The sequence below is a fragment of the Streptomyces sp. KLMMK genome (assembly GCF_036961605.1).
Lineage (GTDB): Bacteria > Actinomycetota > Actinomycetes > Streptomycetales > Streptomycetaceae > Streptomyces > Streptomyces telluris.
The window spans coordinates 1-17507 of record NZ_JBAMDC010000119.1 but is presented as its reverse complement, the minus strand read 5'-3'; the positions used below and the strand labels follow the sequence as shown (position 1 = coordinate 17507).

Here is a 17507-nt window from a genome sequence, read left to right as displayed (position 1 = left end):
CCCTCGGCCGGCAGGACGGTGGCGGAAAACCGCCCCTCGCCCGGGGATCGTGGGGCGCGCGGCGCGGCGGCAGTGTCTCCGGCACATGACGCAGGGGTTACCGGCGGGTGATCATCCTGTGGTGGTCATGCGCCCGAGATGTGCCCGACCTGTGGCTGACCTGTGGTCATGCCGGAGCCGGACAGGGCGAAGGGGCGGCGCCCGTGCGGGAGCGCCGCCCCTCTTTACTCCCCCACCGGGAGTTGTTGCCGCCCGCATCGGCTCGGGCGGCAACTCGCATACTCAGCGGCCGCTTTTTCGCTCGCCACCCCCCACGGGAACGAGCGGGGGCGGCCCCGAGTGCGTGAATAGCATTTCGCTTCCCCCACGTTCGCCGCGAGTCCTTTCAACTGTGGCCAAAAGGGCGTGGTAACAGCTCGTATCGGTGTGCATACTCAGTGAGCGGGGGGTGGTTGCGGATGTCTCATGTGGGGGTTTGGTGCTGCGCGTCCATTTCACTGGACTCGATCTGGCCCGGTTGCGCCTGGCCGGAGACCCGGACGCACTCTGGGAAACCGTATTGAGCCTCCACCGGCTCCGGGACAAACAAGGCGAGTCGATCTTCGGGGATTGGCGCTCGGAAACCCGGACCCGGTTGAATGGTGAAACTCGGCTTCTCGCCCCGCTGGTGCCTTCCCGCGGGTATTTTCCGGACTTCCTCACACCCCCCGAAGGGGTACTCGGACTCGACTCCGGCATGCAGGCCCTGCGCGAGACGCCGGGGGAGCGGGTGCACCGCGAGCTCGGCCGGCTCTCCACGGCCCGTACGCTCCCTGCTTGGATACGATCCATGGCCGAGGGCGACGATCGCGCCTTCGCCAAGCTCACCGGGGCGCTCCAGGCGTACCACGAGGCCGCGATAGCGCCCTACTGGCAGCACATCCAGGCCCAGATCGAGGCCGACCGCGCCGTGCGGGGGCGGGCCCTGCTGGACGGCGGCGCCGACGCCCTGCTCTCCTCGCTGCCGCCCATGATGCGCTGGCGCGCACCCGTCCTGGAGGCCGACTACCCCGTCGACCGCGACGTCCACCTCAACGGCCGGGGCCTGCTGCTCGTTCCCTCCTTCTTCTGCCGGCGCACGCCCGTCACCTACCAGGACCCCGACCTCACCCCGGTCCTCGTCTACCCCGCCCGGCACATGTCGGAGTCCGCGCCCGCCGTGCAGACCGCGCCGCGCTCCCTCGGCAAGCTCGTCGGGCACACCCGCTCGGCGGTGCTCGGCTCCATCGGCGGCGGCTGCACCACGAGCGAACTCGCCCGCCGCGTCGGGGTGTCCGCGGCCTCGGCCAGCCAGCACGCGGGCGTACTCCGCGAGGCGGGTCTCGTCCTGACCCTGCGCAACGGCAGCGCCGTGATGCACACCCTCACGCCCCTGGGCGCGGCCCTCCTGCGCGGCGGCCACAGGACCACGCAGCTCGCGCCCAGGCCGTCTCAGTCGTCGATCCCCGAGCGCTCCACCCCCGCCACGATGTAGCGCTGCAGCACCAGGAAGACGGCCAAGAGCGGGAGTACCGACACGGCGGCTGCCACGAACAGTTCGTGCAGGTTGACGGCTTGGGCCGTGGTGAACGTCGACAGGGCCACCTGGACCGTCCACGCGTCGCGGTCCTGGCCGATGACCAGCGGCCACAGGAACGCGTTCCACGCCCCGATGAAGACGATCGTGCCGACCGCGGCGAACACCGGGCGGGAGTTGGGCACGACGACGAGCCAGTACGTGCGCCAGGGGCCCAGGCCGTCCACCTGGGCCGCGTCCTCCAGCTCCCGCGGGAAGCCCAGGAAGTACTGGCGGAAGACGAAGCAGGCGAAGGCGCTGAAGAGCGTCGGCACGATCAGGCCGCGCAGGCTGGAGACCCAGCCCAGCGACGACACCAGTACGAACGACGGCACGAACGTGACCGCCGCCGGCACCAGCAGCGTGCCCAGGACCGCGTAGAGGACGGCGTCGGCGTGCCGGTAGGGGATGCGGGCCAGGCCGTAGCCGGCGAGGGAGGCGAGGAGCAGCGTGCCGAGCGTGGTGGCCACGGCGATCAGCGAGGAGTTCAGCAGCGCGTGCGCCATCGGCACGTCCGGGTCGGCGAACAGCTCCCGCACGTTCGACCAGTGCACCTCGGAGGGGAAGAACGTCCACTTGGGCGAGGTGATGTCCTCCTCGGCGGCCAGCCCGTTGCGCACCAGCAGGTAGAAGGGGAGGAGGAACAGCACGGCCAGCACGGTCAGCAGCACCAGCCGCAGCGCCCGCCCGGCCCGTACGAGGGCGTCGTCCGACCGCCTCATCACGCCTCCCGCCTGCCCAGGCCGAACCAGCGCACCTGCACCACCGACACCACCGCGATCACCAGCGCCAGGACGACGGCGCCCGCGCTGCCCAGCCCCAGGTTCTGCCCCTGCCCGAGCGCCGTGTAATAGAGGTAGACCAGCGGCGGCCGGGCGTAGGGCGGGTAGCCGCGCGCGTCCGACAACAGGTTGTAGAACTCGTCGAACGCCTGGAAGGCGTTGATGACCAGGAGCAGCACCACCGCGACCGAGGTGGCCCGCAGCGCCGGGAAGGTGATGTGCCGGAAGGTCTGCCACCCCGGCCGCGCCCCGTCGACGGCCGCGGCCTCGTACAGCTGCGCCGGGATGCGCTGCAGCCCGGCGAGGAAGAGCACCATGTAGAAGCCGGCCTGCAGCCACAGCCGGACGGTGACCAGGACCAGCCAGTACCAGGGCGGGTCGGTGGTCGACAGCCAGGCGACCTGCTCGGCGCCGAACCAGCCGAGGACGGTGTTGGCCAGCCCGAACCGCACCCCGTTGAAGATCGACATCTTCCACACCAGGGCCGCCACCACGTAGCTGCAGGCCGTCGGCAGGAAGAACACCGACCGGAAGAAGGCCTGCGCGGCGCGCAGCCGGCCCACCGCCAGCGCGAGCCCCAGCGACAGCAGGTACGTGGCCGGCACGATGAACGCCGTGAACAGCACGAAGGTGCCGAGCGCGGAGCGGAAGGCCGGGTCGCCGAGCACCTCGCGGTAGTTGTCCAGGCCCGCGAAGTCGGTGGGGGAGACGGTGTTGTGCGCGTCGAAGAAGCTGAGCCAGACGCTCCAGGCCAGGGGCACGTAGGTGAAGAGGGCCAGGCCCAGGACGAAGGGGCCGGTGAACGCCCAGAACCACAGGGCCTGCCGCCGCCTGCGCCGCGCACCGCGGGCCGCCACGTCAGGGCTTCTTCCCGGCGCGCCGCAGCTCGTCCGCCGTGCGTCGCACGACCGCCTTCAGCTCGCGCTCCGGATCGGCCCCTTCCTTGATGATCCGGCTGAGCGCGTCCTGGTAGGCGGTCCGCGCGGCGACCGTCCACAGCAGCGGCTGGGCGTAACCGTGATCGTTGGTGAACCCTACGACCTCCGCTGCCGCGCCCTCCTTGAGCTTCGCCGCCTTCGCGGCCAGCGATCTGCGGGCGGGGATGTGGAAGCCGTAGGAGAGCGCGAAGTCCTCCTGGTGGTCGGTGCGGTCGACCCACAGCCACTTCACGTACGCCTCGGCCTCCTTCCGCCGCGCGCTGCGGGCGCTGACCGCCGCGGCGTACGCGCCGACGGGCACGGCCGGCTTGCCCGCGGGCCCGTCGGCGGGGAAGGGCAGCACCCCGAAGTCGTCGCCGAGCGCCTTCTTCACCTGCGGCAGCGCCCACAGCCCGGACCACTGCATCGCGGCGAGGCCCTGGACGAGCGCCGCCGGGTCGGACCAGTCGGCGGGTGCGCCCAGCAACAGCGACTCGGCGGCGTACAGCCGGTGCAGCTTGCCGAGGGTGCGGGCGGCGGCCGGGTCGTCGAAGCCGGGCCTGCCGTCGGCGGTGACGAGCGAGAGGCCCGCCGCGTACAGGGGCGTGCCGCCGAGGACGCCCGCGCCGCCGTCGTTGCCCAGGAAGAGGCCCTTGACCGGGCCGGAGGTGAGTCTCCCGGCGGCGTCGACGAGCTCGTCCAGGGTCCGCGGCGGGCGCACCCCGGCCTTCTCCAGCAGGCTCCGGCGGTAGTAGAGCAGCTGGGTGTCGATCGCCTGCGGTACGCCCCACAGCCGTCCGTCCCAGGTCTTGGGGGCGAGCACCGCCGGGTGGAAGTCGTCCTTCACGCCGTCCAGCAGGGCGGTGAGGTCGGTGACCTGCCCGCCGCGGATCTGGTCCAGCGTCGGCCCGTCGACCTCGAAGACGTCCGGCCCGGAGTCCGTCAGCAGGGCGGCGGCGGTCTGCTGGTCGTAGTTGCCGGGCCGCCACTCGATCCGCACGTCCGCCTTGCCGTACGCGGCGGCGTACCGCCCCACGGCCTGCCGGGTTCCGGCCTCGCCGTACTGGTGGTACCAGTGGGAGAGCCGGGGTCTGCCCGAACCCTCGTCGCCCCGCCCGGTGTCGGATCCGCACCCGGTCAGTGCGAGCGCGGCACCCCCGGTCAAGAGCAGTCTGCGGCTGATCGGCATGTCGGTTCTCCCCCTCGCGGTCGGGACCGTACGGACCAACGATCAACGATGGGGGAGGATTACGACAGGGCGAATTACCGCCGCGTGGCGGCCTTTCAGGCCTTGCGCGGGGCCGGTTCCGCGCCGGTGCGGAAGCGGAGGCGGCAGATGACCGCGTCCGTGTCGCGGCGGACCGCGTGGGCGACGACGGCGCCGCGCTGGTTCTGCAGGAGCCGCTGCCACACGTGCGCGGGCTCGACCTCGGGGATGAGGACGGTGACGCGGTTGTCGGGGTGACGGGCGGTGAGTTCGTGGACGTAGTCCACGATCGGGCGGCCCAGGGCGCGCGTGGGTGCGGGCAGTTCGACCAGGTCGACGCCGGGGTTCCACAGCTCCCAGTCGCGCCGCAGGGACTCGGCGGCCCGCGCCCCCTCCGCATCGGGCTGGACGGCGGTCACCGCGACCACCTCGTCGCCCAGCGACACGGCGGCCGTCAGGGCCTTGCTGGTCAGCCGGGAGAGGGAGGAGACGGGCACGACGACCACGCTGTGGCAGCGCCGCGGCGCCTCGGGCACCCGGCCCAGCCCCAGCCGCTCGCCGATCCGCCCGTACGCGCGGTGGACGGTCTCGAAGACCAGCACGATCAGCGGCAGCGCCAGGACGATCAGCCAGGCGCCCTCCTCGAACTTCGTGGCCGTGACCACGACCGCCGACACGCCCGTCAGCAGCGCGCCGAAGCCGTTGAGGAAGGCCTTGCCCCGCCAGCCGCCCGAGCGCTCCTGCCGCCAGTGCCGCACCATGCCCACCTGGCAGATGGTGAAGCCCACGAACACCCCGATCGCGAACAGCGGCACGAGGGTGTTGACGTCGCCGCCGGAGAAGACCAGCAGCAGCGCGGAGACCGCGGCCAGGGCCAGCACCCCGTGCCGGTGCACCTGGCGGTCGGCCTTGAGGCCGAAGACGTGCGGCAGGTAGTTGTCCCGGGCCAGCAGCGCCATCAGGACTGGCAGCCCGCCGAAGGAGGTGTTCGCGGCCAGCGCCAGCAGGACGACGGTGGCGAACTGCACGACGTAGAAGGCCCAGTTGTGGCCGAGCGAGGCGTCGGCGAGCTGGGCGAGGACGGTGACGCCCTCGGCCGGCTGCAGGTGGAAGCGGCCGATCAGCACCGACAGGCCGATCAGCATGACGCCCAGCAGGGCGCCGAGCGCGACCTCCGTGCGCTGGGCCCGCCGCTGCGCCGGCGCGCGGAAGGACGGCACGGCATTGGCCACGGCCTCCACGCCGGTCAGGGCGGAACAGCCCGCGGCGAAGGCCTTCAGGAGCAGCAGCGCGCCGACGGTCGTGGCGTTGCCGGTGAGGACGGAGGCGTGCCCGGCGGCGGCCTCGGTGCTCGCGGGCGCGTCCCGCAGCAGCCCGGCCACGATCATCGTCAGGACCGAGCCGACGAAGACGGCCGTCGGCACCATGAACCACTTCGCGGATTCCACGATGCCGCGCAGGTTCACCCCGGTCACCAGGGCCAGCACGGCCAGGCAGATCCACAGCCGGTCGCCGTAGAGGGAGGGGAAGGCGGAGGTCAGGGCGGCGACGCCGGCGGTGACCGACACCGCCACGTTCAGCACGTAGTCCAGCACCAGGGAGGCCGCGGTCACCAGGCCCGTGCGCCGGCCCAGGTGCCGCTTGGCGACCGCGTACGAGCCGCCGCCGTCCGGGAACGCCGCGATGACCTGCCGGTAGGAGGCGACGAGCACCGCCAGCAGGGCGGCGATCGCGAGCGTGACCGGGAGCGTGAACCCCAGCCCGTACGCGCCCGCCGCGGCCAGCACCAGGACGATCGACTCGGGGCCGTAGGCCACCGACGCCATCGCGTCCAGGGACAGGGCCGCGAGTCCCTGAGTGGCGGTCAGCCGGTGCCGGTCCTCGGCGGAAGGCCGCGCGGCGCCGGTATCGGGCGGCTCCTCGTCGGCCGCACCGGACCGCCGGTTCCCGTGGGCAAGCAGGGACATTCTGTTCGTACCTCCGTGAGTGGGACGCCCAGCGTGCAGCCGGTCCCGCGCGCCCGCGCACGGTCTTGGCGGCCTCTTGGCGCGTTCCGGGGGGATCTTCACGGGTTCTTGACGGCCCGGGCGGGGGTACGTCAGCGGGGCGTAAGGGTTGGCCCGAGCGGCGTCAGCGCTGCGTCAACGGCGCACGGTGCGCCCCCGGCCCGGGCCTAGCGTCACGAGCATGGGACGGCGACAGCCCTCAAGGGTGCGGGCAGGCGGGCACGGACACCGGCACGGACACGGGCACGAAGCGCACGCGAGACGGACGCGGACCCACCCGCCGGGCGGCCGTGCCCTCGCCCACGACCGCAACTGGCGGCGCGAGGCGCGAGCCGCCTGGTACTGCGGAACGGCCCTCGCGGGCGTCCTCGTCCTCGCCGACCTCGGCCGCGGCGGCCTCAACGGGCCGCGCGGCGCCTGCTGGGCCGGCCTCGGAGCCCTCCTCGTGGCCGTGCTGCTGCCGCCCCGGGTCACCGCCGGCGACGGCTGGCTCGCCGTGCGCGGGCTGCTGGGCGAGAAGCGCGTGCGCACCGACCTGCTGACGCGGGTACGCCGCGCGGACGGCATGACGCCGCGCCTCGTGCTGCGGGACGCCGGGGGCGGCCGCGTGGAACTCGACCCGCAGGTGCTCGTCGCCAACCCGATGCTGTGGCACCGGCTGGACGCGGGCGCCCGGCGCTCACGCGAGAGCGGCCTGCTGCGGGAGGGCGCCGCACCGCTGGCGGAGCTCGCGGAACGGATCGACGGCGAGGGCGCGCGACGGCTGCTGGACAGCTGCAGGCTCTCCGGCACACCCGGTGACTGAGGGGACGGCGATCAAGGGCGCGGCCGGGGCGGGGCCCCGGTCACAGCCAGGTGTACGTCACGCCCGTCAGCCGCTCCGACGCCGCCCAAAGCCCCGCGCCCGCCCGGTCGTTCCGCGTCCAGGGCGCCCGGACCGCCCGCCGCGTGGGCGCTCCGCCCCTGCGGAACTCCAGGCGGGGGCCGAAGTAGTCGTCCTGCCGGACGTCCGCCGCCGTGGCCGCGTACAGCGTGGGCAGGGCGCCGCTCTCCGGGCTCTGCGCGAAGAGCCGGGTGCCGAGCTGCACGACGTGCTCGGCGACCTCCCGCCCCTCCATCCGCACCCCGGCCGTCTGCAGATTGGTCGCCGCGTACCCCGGGTGCGCGGCTGCCGCGACGACCCGCGAGCCCTCCGCCACCAGGCGCCGCGCGAGCTCGTGTGTGAAGAGCAGGTTCGCGCTCTTGGAGCGGCCGTAGGCGATCCAGCGGCGGTAGCGGTGCTCCATGTTGAGGTCGCGCGGGTCGACCGTGCCCAGGACGTGCAGCGCGCTGGCGACGGTGACGACCCGCGCGCCGTGCCCCGCCTCTCGCAGCCTCGGCAACAGCAGCCCGGTCAGAGCGAAATGGCCGAGATGGTTCGTGCCGAACTGCATCTCGAAGCCGTCGACCGTGCGGCGCTGCGGCAGCGCCATCACCCCGGCGTTGTTGATCAGCAGGTCCAGCCGGTCGCCGGGGAGGTCCTCCGCGAAGGCCCGGACGGAGGAGAGGTCCGCGAGGTCCAGCGGGGCGAACCGCACGTCGGCGCCGGGCGCCGCCGCCCGCACCCGCTCCTCGGCCGCCTTGCCGCGCGTGGCGTCCCGGCAGGCCAGGACCACCGCCGCGCCGCGGCGCGCCAGCTCGCGGGCCGTGACGAAGCCGATGCCGCTGTTGGCGCCGGTGACCACCGCCGTGCGGCCGCTCTGGTCGGCGATCTCGCCCGCGTTCCATCCCGTCACGTCTGCTGCGCTCCTCTGCGGTCCGCACCCGGCCCATACGCGTCAGTAGCCCTCGTGGGAACCAGCGTAGGCGAGGGCGCGGCAGCGCAGGACGGGCATTCGCCCGTTACGGTGGCCCGCGCGCGGGGCGCCCCCGTTCAGCGCAGCCGGACCGTATACGCGGGGACCGACACCCCCGCGTCGTTCAGGCATCTGCCGTCCGTCAGGTCGAACCGGCGTCCGGTCGGCGGCGAGGTGACGTACGCCCGCCCGCCGGCCGAGCCCAGCGGCCCGCGCGCGAGGACGTACGCGCCGCTGAACGGGTCCCGGTTGCCTATCGCGTACGCCCGCCCGGCCCGGTCGAGGAAGACGGCGGCCTGCCGGCCGTCCGGCAGCAGGACCGCCACGCCACGCCCCGGCCGCAGATCGCCCAGCTCGCACAGCGCGTGCCACCGGCGCCCCAGGAGCGCCTCGACGCGGACGGACACCGGCGCGGGTGCGTGCGGCAGCTGCTCGGGTGCGACGGTCATCGCGGGAGGTCCCTTCGGGAGAGCGGACAGGGACGGTGGGGGAGCGGGCTGCGGAGTGCCCCGAACTGTGGCACAGGCGCCGCCGTCTGTCGTCACCGTGGCACAAGTTTTCACCGGTGACGTGACGTCCGCGTGTCCGAGTCCCGCCGGGACTCCGGCCCTGTTCCGCGGGCGAGTTGGGAGGAGCCCGTACGATCGCCGGGGTGACCACCGACATATCGCTGTCGACCCTGCTCGTGCTCTGCCTCGCTGCGGCCGCGGCGGGGTGGATCGACGCGGTGGTGGGCGGCGGAGGCCTCCTGCAGCTCCCGGCGCTCATGGTGGGCCTGCCGCACGTGCCGCCCGCGCACGTCCTCGGCACCAACAAGGCCGTGGCCATCTGCGGCACCGCCGCGGCGGCCGTCGCCTACGCCCGGCGCGCGCCGGGCAATCCGCGCACCGCCCTGCGCATCGGCCTGGCCGCGCTCGGCGGCTCGCTGGCCGGGGCGGTCTTCGCCACCGGCATCAGCAACGCCGTCCTGCGGCCCCTGATCATGGCCATCCTGCTGGCCGTGCTCGCCTTCGTGCTGCTGCGCCCCACCTTCGGCACGGCCGTGCCCCCCGCCGAGCCGGTCTCCCGGCGCCGCACCCTCGCCGCGATCCTCGTCGCGGGCCTCGGCATCGGCTTCTACGACGGCCTCATAGGCCCGGGCACCGGCACCTTCCTCGTGCTCATCCTCGCCGCGATCCTCCACATGGACCTGGTGACGGCCTCCGGCACCGCCAAGATCATCAACGTGTGCACCAACGTGGGCGCCCTCGTCACCTTCTCCCTGCACGACTCCGTGATCTGGCAGGTCGCCGCTCCCATGGCGGTGTTCAACCTCACCGGCGGCGCGGTGGGGGCCCGGATGGCGCTCAAGCGGGGGAGCGGCTTCGTGCGGGCGGTGCTCCTCGTGGTGGTCGTGTCGCTGGTGTGCAAGCTGGGCTACGACCAGTGGGGCGGCTGACCGGACCGGAGGCGCCGTACGTCGCGCTGCCTGCCTGCCCGCCCGCCTGTCTGTCCGTCTGTTCGGCTGCCCGCCTGCCCGGTTACGGCCGGCCGGAGCACGACGAAAGGTAAAGCAGGAGGTAAAGCGATAGGTAAATCGGCCCGGCGCGATCCCGTACACAGCAGATGCGGTTAGCCTGTCGACTACCTTCCTGACGTGGTGGGGGTTCTCGTGCGTTTCTCCCGGTGGGGCCGGGTCCGATGGGTCCGGGCCGTGCTCGCGGGGCTCTATGTCGTCACCCTCGCGGCGGCCGTGCCCCGGGGGGCCGGAGGCCATGGCCGGGAGGGCAGCTGGTCCAGTGAGGAGGCCCGGCGGTTCTGGGGCCCCACACGGATGGAGCAGTCCGTGGACGGCAGCGGCAGCGGCGGAAGCGACGACGGCGCGGGCGGCGGCGCCGCGCCCCCCGCGCAGGGCATCACCGGCAGCGCCCGCCACTTCGACGGCGTGCCGTCCGTGGGCGTGCTCTTCTCCGTCGGCGAGGACATGCGCGACCACCATTGCACGGCCAGCGTGGTGCACAGCCCCAAGGGCAACCTGATCGTCACGGCCGGGCACTGCTCCGTCGGCTCCGACGCCGCCTTCGTCCCGGACTACCGGGCCGGCGCCGACCGGCAGCCGTACGGCGTGTGGGCCGTGGACCGCGCCTTCGTCGACCCCCGCCGCTCCGACACCGGCCCCGGCTCCGACCTGGACTTCGCCTTCGCCACCCTCAGACCCGACGGCCGCGGCCGCCAGGTCGAGCGCGTCACCGGCGCCAACCGGCTGGTCCGCACCCCCGGCTACGTCAACCGGGTCACGGTCATCGGCTACCCCGACGCCGACGACGACCCCGCCGACCGGGCGATCCGCTGCACGGCCATGACGACCCGCCTCGACGACCGCCGCCAGCTGCGGATGCGCTGCGACGGCTACGTCTCGGGCACCTCCGGCAGCCCCTGGCTGACCCACTTCGACGAGCGCACGAAGACGGGCGACCTCGTCGGGGTCCTCGGCGGCCTCAACGGGGGCGGGCCGGACGGGGACGAGAGCGCGCAGATCTCGTACAGCCCGGTCAACGACGACGAGATCTTCAAGCTGTACCTGGACGCGATAAACGGACGGGAGCCGCAGCGGGCCTGACGCCCCCGCGGCTCCCCGCCCCCTTGCCGGTCCTGCGGTCCTCCTCGCCGCCTTTCCTCAGTCCTCCTCGTCCTGGCTGCCGGGCGTATGGCCGATCCAGCCGCCTTCCGGCTGCGACTGGGCGGAGCCGCCCACGTCCCGGTTGCGCACGTCGATGGCGCCACCGCCGCCGTCGTGGTCGCTGCCGGCCGTGCCCTTGCTGCCGATGAGCGTGTTGGCCGTGCGGTCGACCTCCAGCCAGGAGTCGGCCCGTGAGTTGTCGACCACGAGGACGCCGACGTTGGAGGGGCCGATGCCCTTGGGGCAGGGCTCCGGCGGCTCGACCCGCACGCGGACCCCGGCGGCGGCCTCGCCGCCCAGGAGCGTGCCCGCGATCACGGCGCCGGCGACGCCCGCGGCGAGGAGAACGGTGCCACCTTTCACGCCGGGACCGCCTGCCGGGCCGGGCGCTGCCCGCCGATGTTCCGTTCCAGCAGGCGGGTGGAGCTCGCCACGCCGACCTCGCCGCCCGCCGCGGTGTCCGGCAGCCGCCCGTCGTCCTCCCGCAGGGCGGTCAGCGCCCCGTCGATGGCACGGTGCGCGGCGAAAAGGCACGGGGTGCTGTAAATGGCGAGATCGACGCCGAGCCCGGCGAGCTCGGTCAGGGAAAGGCGGGGGGATTTCCCGCCCGCGATCTGGTTGAACAGCAGCGGTTTGTCACCGATGACGGAACGGACCTTGCGAATCCACTCCACGCTGCGCACCCCGTCGACCAGGACGACATCCGCCCCCGTTTCCGCCAGGGCCGCCGCGCGGCGCAGGATCTCGTTCTCCTCGGTGGCGTCGGTGCGCGCCACGACGAGCAGGTCATTCCGGGCCGCCAGCACTAGTTCGAGTTTGTTCAGGTATTCGTCCAGCGGCAGGATGATCTTTCCGTCCGCGTGCCCGCACCGGCGCGGCCGCTTCTGGTCCTCCAGGATCACCCCGGAGGCGCCGGCCCGCTCCAGCCGCCGCACCACATGGCACGCGACCTCGGGGTCGACGTAGCCGTCGTCGATGTCCACCAGGAGGTGGTGGCGGGGGAAGGCCGGGCGCAGGCGTTCCACGAAGCCGAGCATGTCGGGCCAGGCGATGAAGCCGATATCGGGGAGGCCGTAGTGGGACGCGGCGAATCCGAACCCGGATACGAAGAATCCGTCGTAGTGCTGCGCGGCGATGGATGCCGAGTACATGTCGTAGATACCGATGAGGGGGGTGGTACCGGGCGCTGCGATGTCCTCCCGCAGGGCGGTGCCGTGGCGCATCTGTCCTCCTGACGTCCGGTTTCCGGCTAATTCACCGGCGTGGCGGCCATACGCTGTCAGAAGATTCCGTGGGGTGTAAACGGCGCTTCAACGAATCACCAAGGAAGGGACTGGTGCGACAGTCCCTTTATATGGTCGGCAGTGGATTTCTGCAGGCAGGTCAGAGGCCCGCCGACGGAACGGCGTAGGGAAATGCGACGCGCATCGTGGGCCGCGCGCGACGGCCCGGTCCTGACCCCGGCATACTCACTGCGCGCGGCGCCCGCACGAGGAAGACGTAGCCGCGCTGGCCCGGAAGCCGTACGGGCCGTCGCCCCGGTCTCCGCCCCCGGCTCCGCCCGGGTTCACCGCCTGTCGGCCTCCGCCAGCGCCTGCTGCACGCCCGGCTCGTGCGGCCCCAGGAACCGCGGCCCCGGCCGGACGAGGGCGTCCAGCGCCGCCTTCCCCGAGGCGAACACCTCGCGCGCGCCGCCCGCGTACCAGGTGACGTCGTGCTTGGCGGCCACGGCGACCCCGTACGCGTCGATGCCCGCGGCCCCGCACAGCGCCAGCGCCCGCCGGACGTGGAAGCCCTGGGTGATCAGCACCGCCTTCTTCACCCCGAAGATGCGGGCGGCGCGCGTGCACGAGTCCCAGGTGTCGAAGCCCGCGAAGTCGCTGACGACCCGCTGGGCGGGGATCCCGCGGTCCGTCAGGTACTTGCGCATCGCGTCCGGCTCGTCGTACTCCACGCGGCTGTTGTCGCCGGTGACCAGCACGACGCGGACCTTGCCCGCCCGGTACAGCTCGACGGCCGCGTCCAGGCGGTGCGCCAGATAGGGGGACGGCTCGCCCTCCCACAGACCCGCGCCGAAGACCACCGCCACCGGCGCGGACGGCACGTCCGCCACGGTGCGCACGCGCGGCTCCGCCGCCGCGTACACCCACGTCACCGGCAGCAGCGCGAGCACGCAGCCGGCCACGGCCGCCCACAGCAGCCGCCGTCTCTCCCGCCGCGTCCGCGGCATCCGCACCCGCATCCGCAGCACGCGGCCCCGCACCATGTCGATCATTCCTCCCCGTCGCCCGGTAGAACGCCCCGGACGGACCGCCGGTTCCCGCTCCGCTCCAGCTCACGCCGTCGCTGCTGTCACACCCGGCGGTTACCGTCGGGGTATGAACGCAGCGGCACGCACCCCCGGTGAGAAGCCCGTCATCGCCGGATACGACGAGCAGGACCTGGAGCGCTGGGCGCCCGAGCCGGACAAGCGCCCCGGACGCACCGCCTTCCAGCGCGACCGGGCCCGCGTGCTGCACTCGGCGGCCCTGCGCCGGCTGGCCGGCAAGACCCAGGTCGTCACGCCCGGCGTCAGCGCCCAGGCCTGGGACGCCAGCCCCCGCACCCGCCTCACGCACTCCCTGGAGTGCGCCCAGGTGGGCCGCGAGCTCGGCGCGGCGCTCGGCTGCGACCCCGACCTGGTGGAGGCCGCCTGCCTCGCGCACGACATGGGCCACCCCCCGTTCGGCCACAACGGCGAGCAGGCGCTCGACGAAGTGGCCGGCCCGTGCGGCGGCTTCGAGGGCAACGCCCAGTCGCTGCGCCTGCTCACCCGCCTGGAGCCCAAGCGGTTCGTCCCCAGCGACAGCACCGGCGAGCTCGTCAGCGTCGGCCTCAACCTCACCCGGGCCGCCCTCGACGCCGCCACCAAGTACCCCTGGCCGCGCGGCGGCCACCCCACCGACCCGTCCTCCCGCAAGTTCGGCGTCTACGAGGACGACCTGCCCGTCTTCACCTGGCTCCGGCAGGGCGCACCCGAGGGGCGGCAGAGCTTCGAGGCCCAGGTCATGGACTGGGCCGACGACGTCGCCTACTCCGTGCACGACGTCGAGGACGGCCTGCACGCCGGCCACCTCGACCCCAACGCGCTGCTCGCCGAGCCCGAGCGGCAGGACGTCTTCGCCGTCGCCGCCGGACGCTACGCCCCCGGCGCCGGGCCCGAAGAGCTCGCCGAGGCCCTCGACCGCCTCCTGGAGCAGGAGTGGTGGCCGCACGGCTACGACGGATCCGCCGTCGCCCAGGCCCGCCTGAAGGACGCCACCAGCCAGCTCATCGGCCGCTTCTGCCTGGCCGCCGAGAGCGCCACCCGCGCCGCCTACGGCCCCGGCCGGCTCACCCGTTACGGGGCCGAGCTCGTCGTCCCCCGCGAAACCCGCCTCGAATGCGCCGTCTTGAAGGCCGTGGCCGACCGCTATGTGATGCAGCGCCCGGCCCAGGAGAAGCTCCGCGCCGACCAGCGCGTCGTCATCGCCGAGCTCGCCGAGGCCCTCACCGCCCGCGCCCCCGACGGCCTCGACCCGCAGTTCCGCTCCCTGTACGCGGCCGCCGCCGACGACGCGGGCCGCCAGCGCGCCGTCGTCGACCAGATCGCCGCCCTGACCGACGTCTCCGCGCGCTCCCTGCTCACCCGCCTCACCGACGGACGCGCTGTGTCAGAAGGGTGACCGAATGTCCACAGAATCCGAGGACTTCCCCCACACCATGCGGGTACTGACCCGTCCGGGGTAGTCCCTCTTCCGGCGGCGGGCCCCGTGCGGCAACCTCTGCACGGGCGATTCCGGCCGGGGGCGGTTCAACGCAGACGCACTGCGTGGCAGCGAGGAGGCAGCAAGTGGTCGACGCGAACCAGACGTTCGTCATCGTCGGAGGGGGCCTGGCCGGGGCGAAGGCCGCGGAGACCCTGCGCGCGGAGGGATTCACCGGCCGGGTGATCCTCATCTGCGACGAACGCGAGCACCCCTACGAGCGCCCGCCGCTCTCCAAGGGCTACCTCACCGGCAAGGAGGACCGCGACAGCGTCTTCGTCCACGAGCCCGGCTGGTACGCCCAGGCCGACATCGAGCTGCACCTCGGCCAGCCCGCCGTCCACCTCGACCGCGCGGCCCGCTCCGTCCGCCTCGGCGACGGCACCTGCGTCCACTACGACAAGCTGCTGCTGGCCACCGGTGCCGAGCCCCGCCGCCTCGACATCCCCGGCACCGGCCTCGCCGGCGTCCACCACCTGCGCCGACTCGCCCACGCCGAGCGGCTGCGCGGCGTCCTCGCCTCCCTCGGCCGCGACAACGGCCACCTCGTCATCGCCGGCGCGGGCTGGATCGGCCTCGAAGTCGCCGCCGCCGCCCGCTCCTACGGTGCCGAGGTGACCGTCGTCGAATCCGAGCCCACGCCGCTGCACCCCGTCCTCGGCCCCGAGCTCGGCCAGCTCTTCACCGACCTGCACAGCGAGCACGGCGTCCGCTTCCACTTCGGCGCCCGACTCACCGAGATCACCGGCCAGGACGGCATGGTCCTCGCCGCCCGCACCGACGACGGCGAAGAGCACCCCGCCCACGCCGTCCTCGCCGCCATCGGCGCCGCCCCCCGCACCGCCCTCGCCGAGGCCGCCGGGCTCGCCCTCGTCGACCGGGCCGACGGCGGCGGCATCGCCGTCGACGCCTCCCTGCGCACCTCCGACCCCGAGATCTTCGCCGCCGGCGACGTCGCCGCGGCCGAGCACCCCTGGGTGGGCACGAGGCTCCGCGTCGAGCACTGGGCCAACGCCCTGCACACCGGCCCTGCCGCCGCCCGCGCCATGCTCGGCCGGGAGATCGCCTACGACCGGGTGCCCTACTTCTTCTCCGACCAGTACGACGTCGGCCTCGAGTACTCCGGCTACGCCCCGCCCGGCTCCTACGACCAGGTCGTCTGCCGCGGCGACGTCGGCAAGCGCGAGTTCATCGCCTTCTGGCTCGCCGAGGGGCGCCTCCTCGCCGCGATGAACGTCAATGTGTGGGATGTCACGGAGACCCTCCAGAAGCTCATCCGCTCCGGTGCCCCGCTGGACCCCGAGGCCCTCGCCGACCCCGCCGTGCCCCTCGACGCCCTGCTGCCCAGCCCCGCGCAGTCCTGACGGTCCCGGGCCGGCGGCCCCCGCCCGTAGAATTCACGCGTGGCAGGACGGATCAACGACGACGACGTGAAGGCGGTACGGGACGCGGTCCCGATCGACGCCGTCGTGTCCGAGTACCTCCAGCTGCGCAACGCGGGCGGCGGCAACCTCAAGGGCCTCTGCCCCTTCCACGACGAGAAGTCCCCGTCCTTCCAGGTCAGCCCGGCCAAGGGCCTCTTCTACTGCTTCGGCTGCCAGGAGGGCGGGGACACGGTCGACTTCGTCATGAAGATCGACCACCTCTCCTTCGCCGAGACGATCGAGCGGCTGGCCGCCCAGGCCGGCATCACCCTGCGCTACGAGGAGGGCGGCTACACCCCGGGCCGCCAGCAGGGCGAGCGCATCCGCCTCGTCGAGGCCCACAAGCACGCCGCCAAGTTCTACGCCGAGCAGCTCGGCAGCGCCGAGGCCGAGATCGGCCGGCAGTTCCTCGCGAGCCGCGGCTTCGGCCAGGAGGCCGCCGAGCACTTCGGCGTCGGCTACAGCCCCGCCGGCTGGGACCACCTCACCCGCTTCCTGCGCGGCAAGGGCTTCAGCGACAAGGAACTGATCCTCTCCGGCCTCGCCCAGGAGAGCCGCGGCGGCCGGCCCATCGACCGCTTCCGCGGCCGCCTGATGTGGCCCATCCGCGACATCACCGGCGAGGTCGTCGGCTTCGGCGCGCGCAAGCTCCGCGACGACGACAACGGCCCCAAGTACCTCAACACCCCAGAGACGCCGCTCTACCGCAAGTCGCACGTCCTCTACGGCATCGACCTCGCCAAGAAGGACATCGCCAAGACCAGCCGTGCCGTCGTCGTCGAGGGCTACACCGACGTCATGGCCTGCCACCTGGCCGGTGTCACCACCGCCATCGCCACCTGCGGCACCGCCTTCGCCGGCGACCACATCAAGATCCTGCGCCGGCTGCTGATGGACAACTCCGGCGCGAAGGTGATCTTCACCTTCGACGGTGACGCCGCCGGGCAGCGCGCGGCCCTGCGCGCCTTCGAGGACGACCAGAAGTTCGCCGCGAGCACCAAGATCGCTGTCAGTCCCGGCGGGATGGACCCGTGCGAGCTCCGCCTCGCCGACGGCGACGACGCCGTACGGCGACTGGTCGAGGAGAGCACCCCCCTCTTCGAGTTCGCGATCCGTTCCGTGGTCGCCCGGCACGCCGTCGAGGAGCCCGAGGGCCAGGCCGCCGCCCTGGAGGAGGCCGCGCCCATCGTGGCGAACATCAAGGACGGCTCCATCCGGCACCAGTACGCCGTCCGGCTCGCCGGCCTGCTGGGCATCCTCGACACCCAGTTCGTCGTCATGCGCGTGGGACAGCTGGC

The 17507-nt window shown here is 73.2% G+C and carries 16 protein-coding genes; 7 read left to right on the top strand and 9 right to left on the bottom strand.

The features are described 5' to 3' along the window. The first annotated feature begins 478 nt into the window (after positions 1-478). Complete coding sequence (locus tag V7793_RS18710; RefSeq protein WP_336007956.1) at positions 479-1513, top strand: ArsR/SmtB family transcription factor; 1035 nt, start codon at positions 479-481, stop codon at positions 1511-1513. Here V7793_RS18710 and V7793_RS18705 read toward each other — a convergent pair. The 4 genes from V7793_RS18705 to V7793_RS18690 all read right to left on the bottom strand — a co-directional run bounded on the left by V7793_RS18705 (position 1471) and on the right by V7793_RS18690 (position 6467). Next, positions 1471-2316, bottom strand: coding sequence for a carbohydrate ABC transporter permease (locus V7793_RS18705; protein ID WP_336007953.1), 846 nt, complete (start codon positions 2314-2316; stop codon positions 1471-1473). The genes V7793_RS18710 and V7793_RS18705 overlap by 43 nt on opposite strands. Beyond that, positions 2316-3233, bottom strand: coding sequence for a carbohydrate ABC transporter permease (locus tag V7793_RS18700; RefSeq protein ID WP_336007951.1), 918 nt, complete (start codon positions 3231-3233; stop codon positions 2316-2318). Before V7793_RS18700 ends, V7793_RS18705 begins: the two co-directional genes overlap by 1 nt. A gap of 1 nt (position 3234) precedes the next feature. Further along, complete coding sequence (locus V7793_RS18695; RefSeq protein WP_336007949.1) at positions 3235-4482, bottom strand: ABC transporter substrate-binding protein; 1248 nt, start codon at positions 4480-4482, stop codon at positions 3235-3237. Between the two features lie 95 nt (positions 4483-4577). Further along, a complete protein-coding gene (locus tag V7793_RS18690; RefSeq protein ID WP_336007948.1) occupies positions 4578-6467 on the bottom strand; it encodes an APC family permease in 1890 nt (629 codons plus the stop codon). 220 nt (positions 6468-6687) lie between these two features. Between V7793_RS18690 and V7793_RS18685 the strand changes: the two genes are divergently transcribed. After that, positions 6688-7311: a hypothetical protein gene (locus tag V7793_RS18685; protein WP_336007947.1), complete on the top strand. Its 624-nt coding sequence runs from the start codon at positions 6688-6690 to the stop codon at positions 7309-7311. Between the two features lie 40 nt (positions 7312-7351). On the opposite strand, the gene V7793_RS18680 is transcribed toward V7793_RS18685, so the two are convergent. Beyond that, positions 7352-8281 carry an oxidoreductase gene (locus V7793_RS18680; protein ID WP_336007945.1) on the bottom strand — a complete coding sequence of 310 codons (930 nt, stop codon included), beginning with the start codon at positions 8279-8281 and terminating at the stop codon, positions 7352-7354. A gap of 137 nt (positions 8282-8418) precedes the next feature. Then, positions 8419-8790 carry a nitrite reductase (NAD(P)H) small subunit gene (locus V7793_RS18675; RefSeq protein WP_336007944.1) on the bottom strand — a complete coding sequence of 124 codons (372 nt, stop codon included), beginning with the start codon at positions 8788-8790 and terminating at the stop codon, positions 8419-8421. A 203-nt stretch (positions 8791-8993) separates the two neighbouring features. Here V7793_RS18675 and V7793_RS18670 point away from each other — a divergent pair, with 203 nt between their 5' ends. Together V7793_RS18670 and V7793_RS18665 are read left to right on the top strand one after the other, a co-directional pair. Next, positions 8994-9779 carry a sulfite exporter TauE/SafE family protein gene (locus V7793_RS18670; RefSeq protein WP_336007943.1) on the top strand — a complete coding sequence of 262 codons (786 nt, stop codon included), beginning with the start codon at positions 8994-8996 and terminating at the stop codon, positions 9777-9779. A gap of 198 nt (positions 9780-9977) precedes the next feature. Next, positions 9978-10940, top strand: coding sequence for a trypsin-like serine peptidase (locus V7793_RS18665; protein ID WP_336007942.1), 963 nt, complete (start codon positions 9978-9980; stop codon positions 10938-10940). 57 nt (positions 10941-10997) lie between these two features. On the opposite strand, the gene V7793_RS18660 is transcribed toward V7793_RS18665, so the two are convergent. From V7793_RS18660 to V7793_RS18650, 3 genes are all read right to left on the bottom strand, one after another. Continuing rightward, on the bottom strand, positions 10998-11363 hold the full coding sequence (locus tag V7793_RS18660; RefSeq protein ID WP_336007940.1) for a hypothetical protein: 366 nt from the start codon (positions 11361-11363) through the stop codon (positions 10998-11000). Next, on the bottom strand, positions 11360-12223 hold the full coding sequence (locus V7793_RS18655; RefSeq protein WP_336007938.1) for an isocitrate lyase/PEP mutase family protein: 864 nt from the start codon (positions 12221-12223) through the stop codon (positions 11360-11362). Before V7793_RS18655 ends, V7793_RS18660 begins: the two co-directional genes overlap by 4 nt. Before the next feature lie 344 nt (positions 12224-12567). Beyond that, a complete protein-coding gene (locus V7793_RS18650) occupies positions 12568-13275 on the bottom strand; it encodes a SanA/YdcF family protein (protein WP_336007936.1) in 708 nt (235 codons plus the stop codon). A gap of 103 nt (positions 13276-13378) precedes the next feature. Here V7793_RS18650 and V7793_RS18645 point away from each other — a divergent pair, with 103 nt between their 5' ends. The 3 genes from V7793_RS18645 to dnaG all read left to right on the top strand — a co-directional run. Next, the gene (locus V7793_RS18645) at positions 13379-14704 is read left to right on the top strand and encodes a deoxyguanosinetriphosphate triphosphohydrolase (RefSeq protein ID WP_336007934.1); all 1326 of its coding nucleotides are present in this window, start codon (positions 13379-13381) and stop codon (positions 14702-14704) included. Positions 14705-14871: 167 nt separating this feature from the next. Then, entirely contained in the window at positions 14872-16149 is a 1278-nt protein-coding gene (locus tag V7793_RS18640; protein WP_336007933.1) for an NAD(P)/FAD-dependent oxidoreductase, read from the top strand. Between the two features lie 39 nt (positions 16150-16188). Beyond that, the coding region (gene dnaG, locus V7793_RS18635; protein WP_336007932.1) for a DNA primase at positions 16189-17507 on the top strand (1319 nt) is incomplete at its 3' end.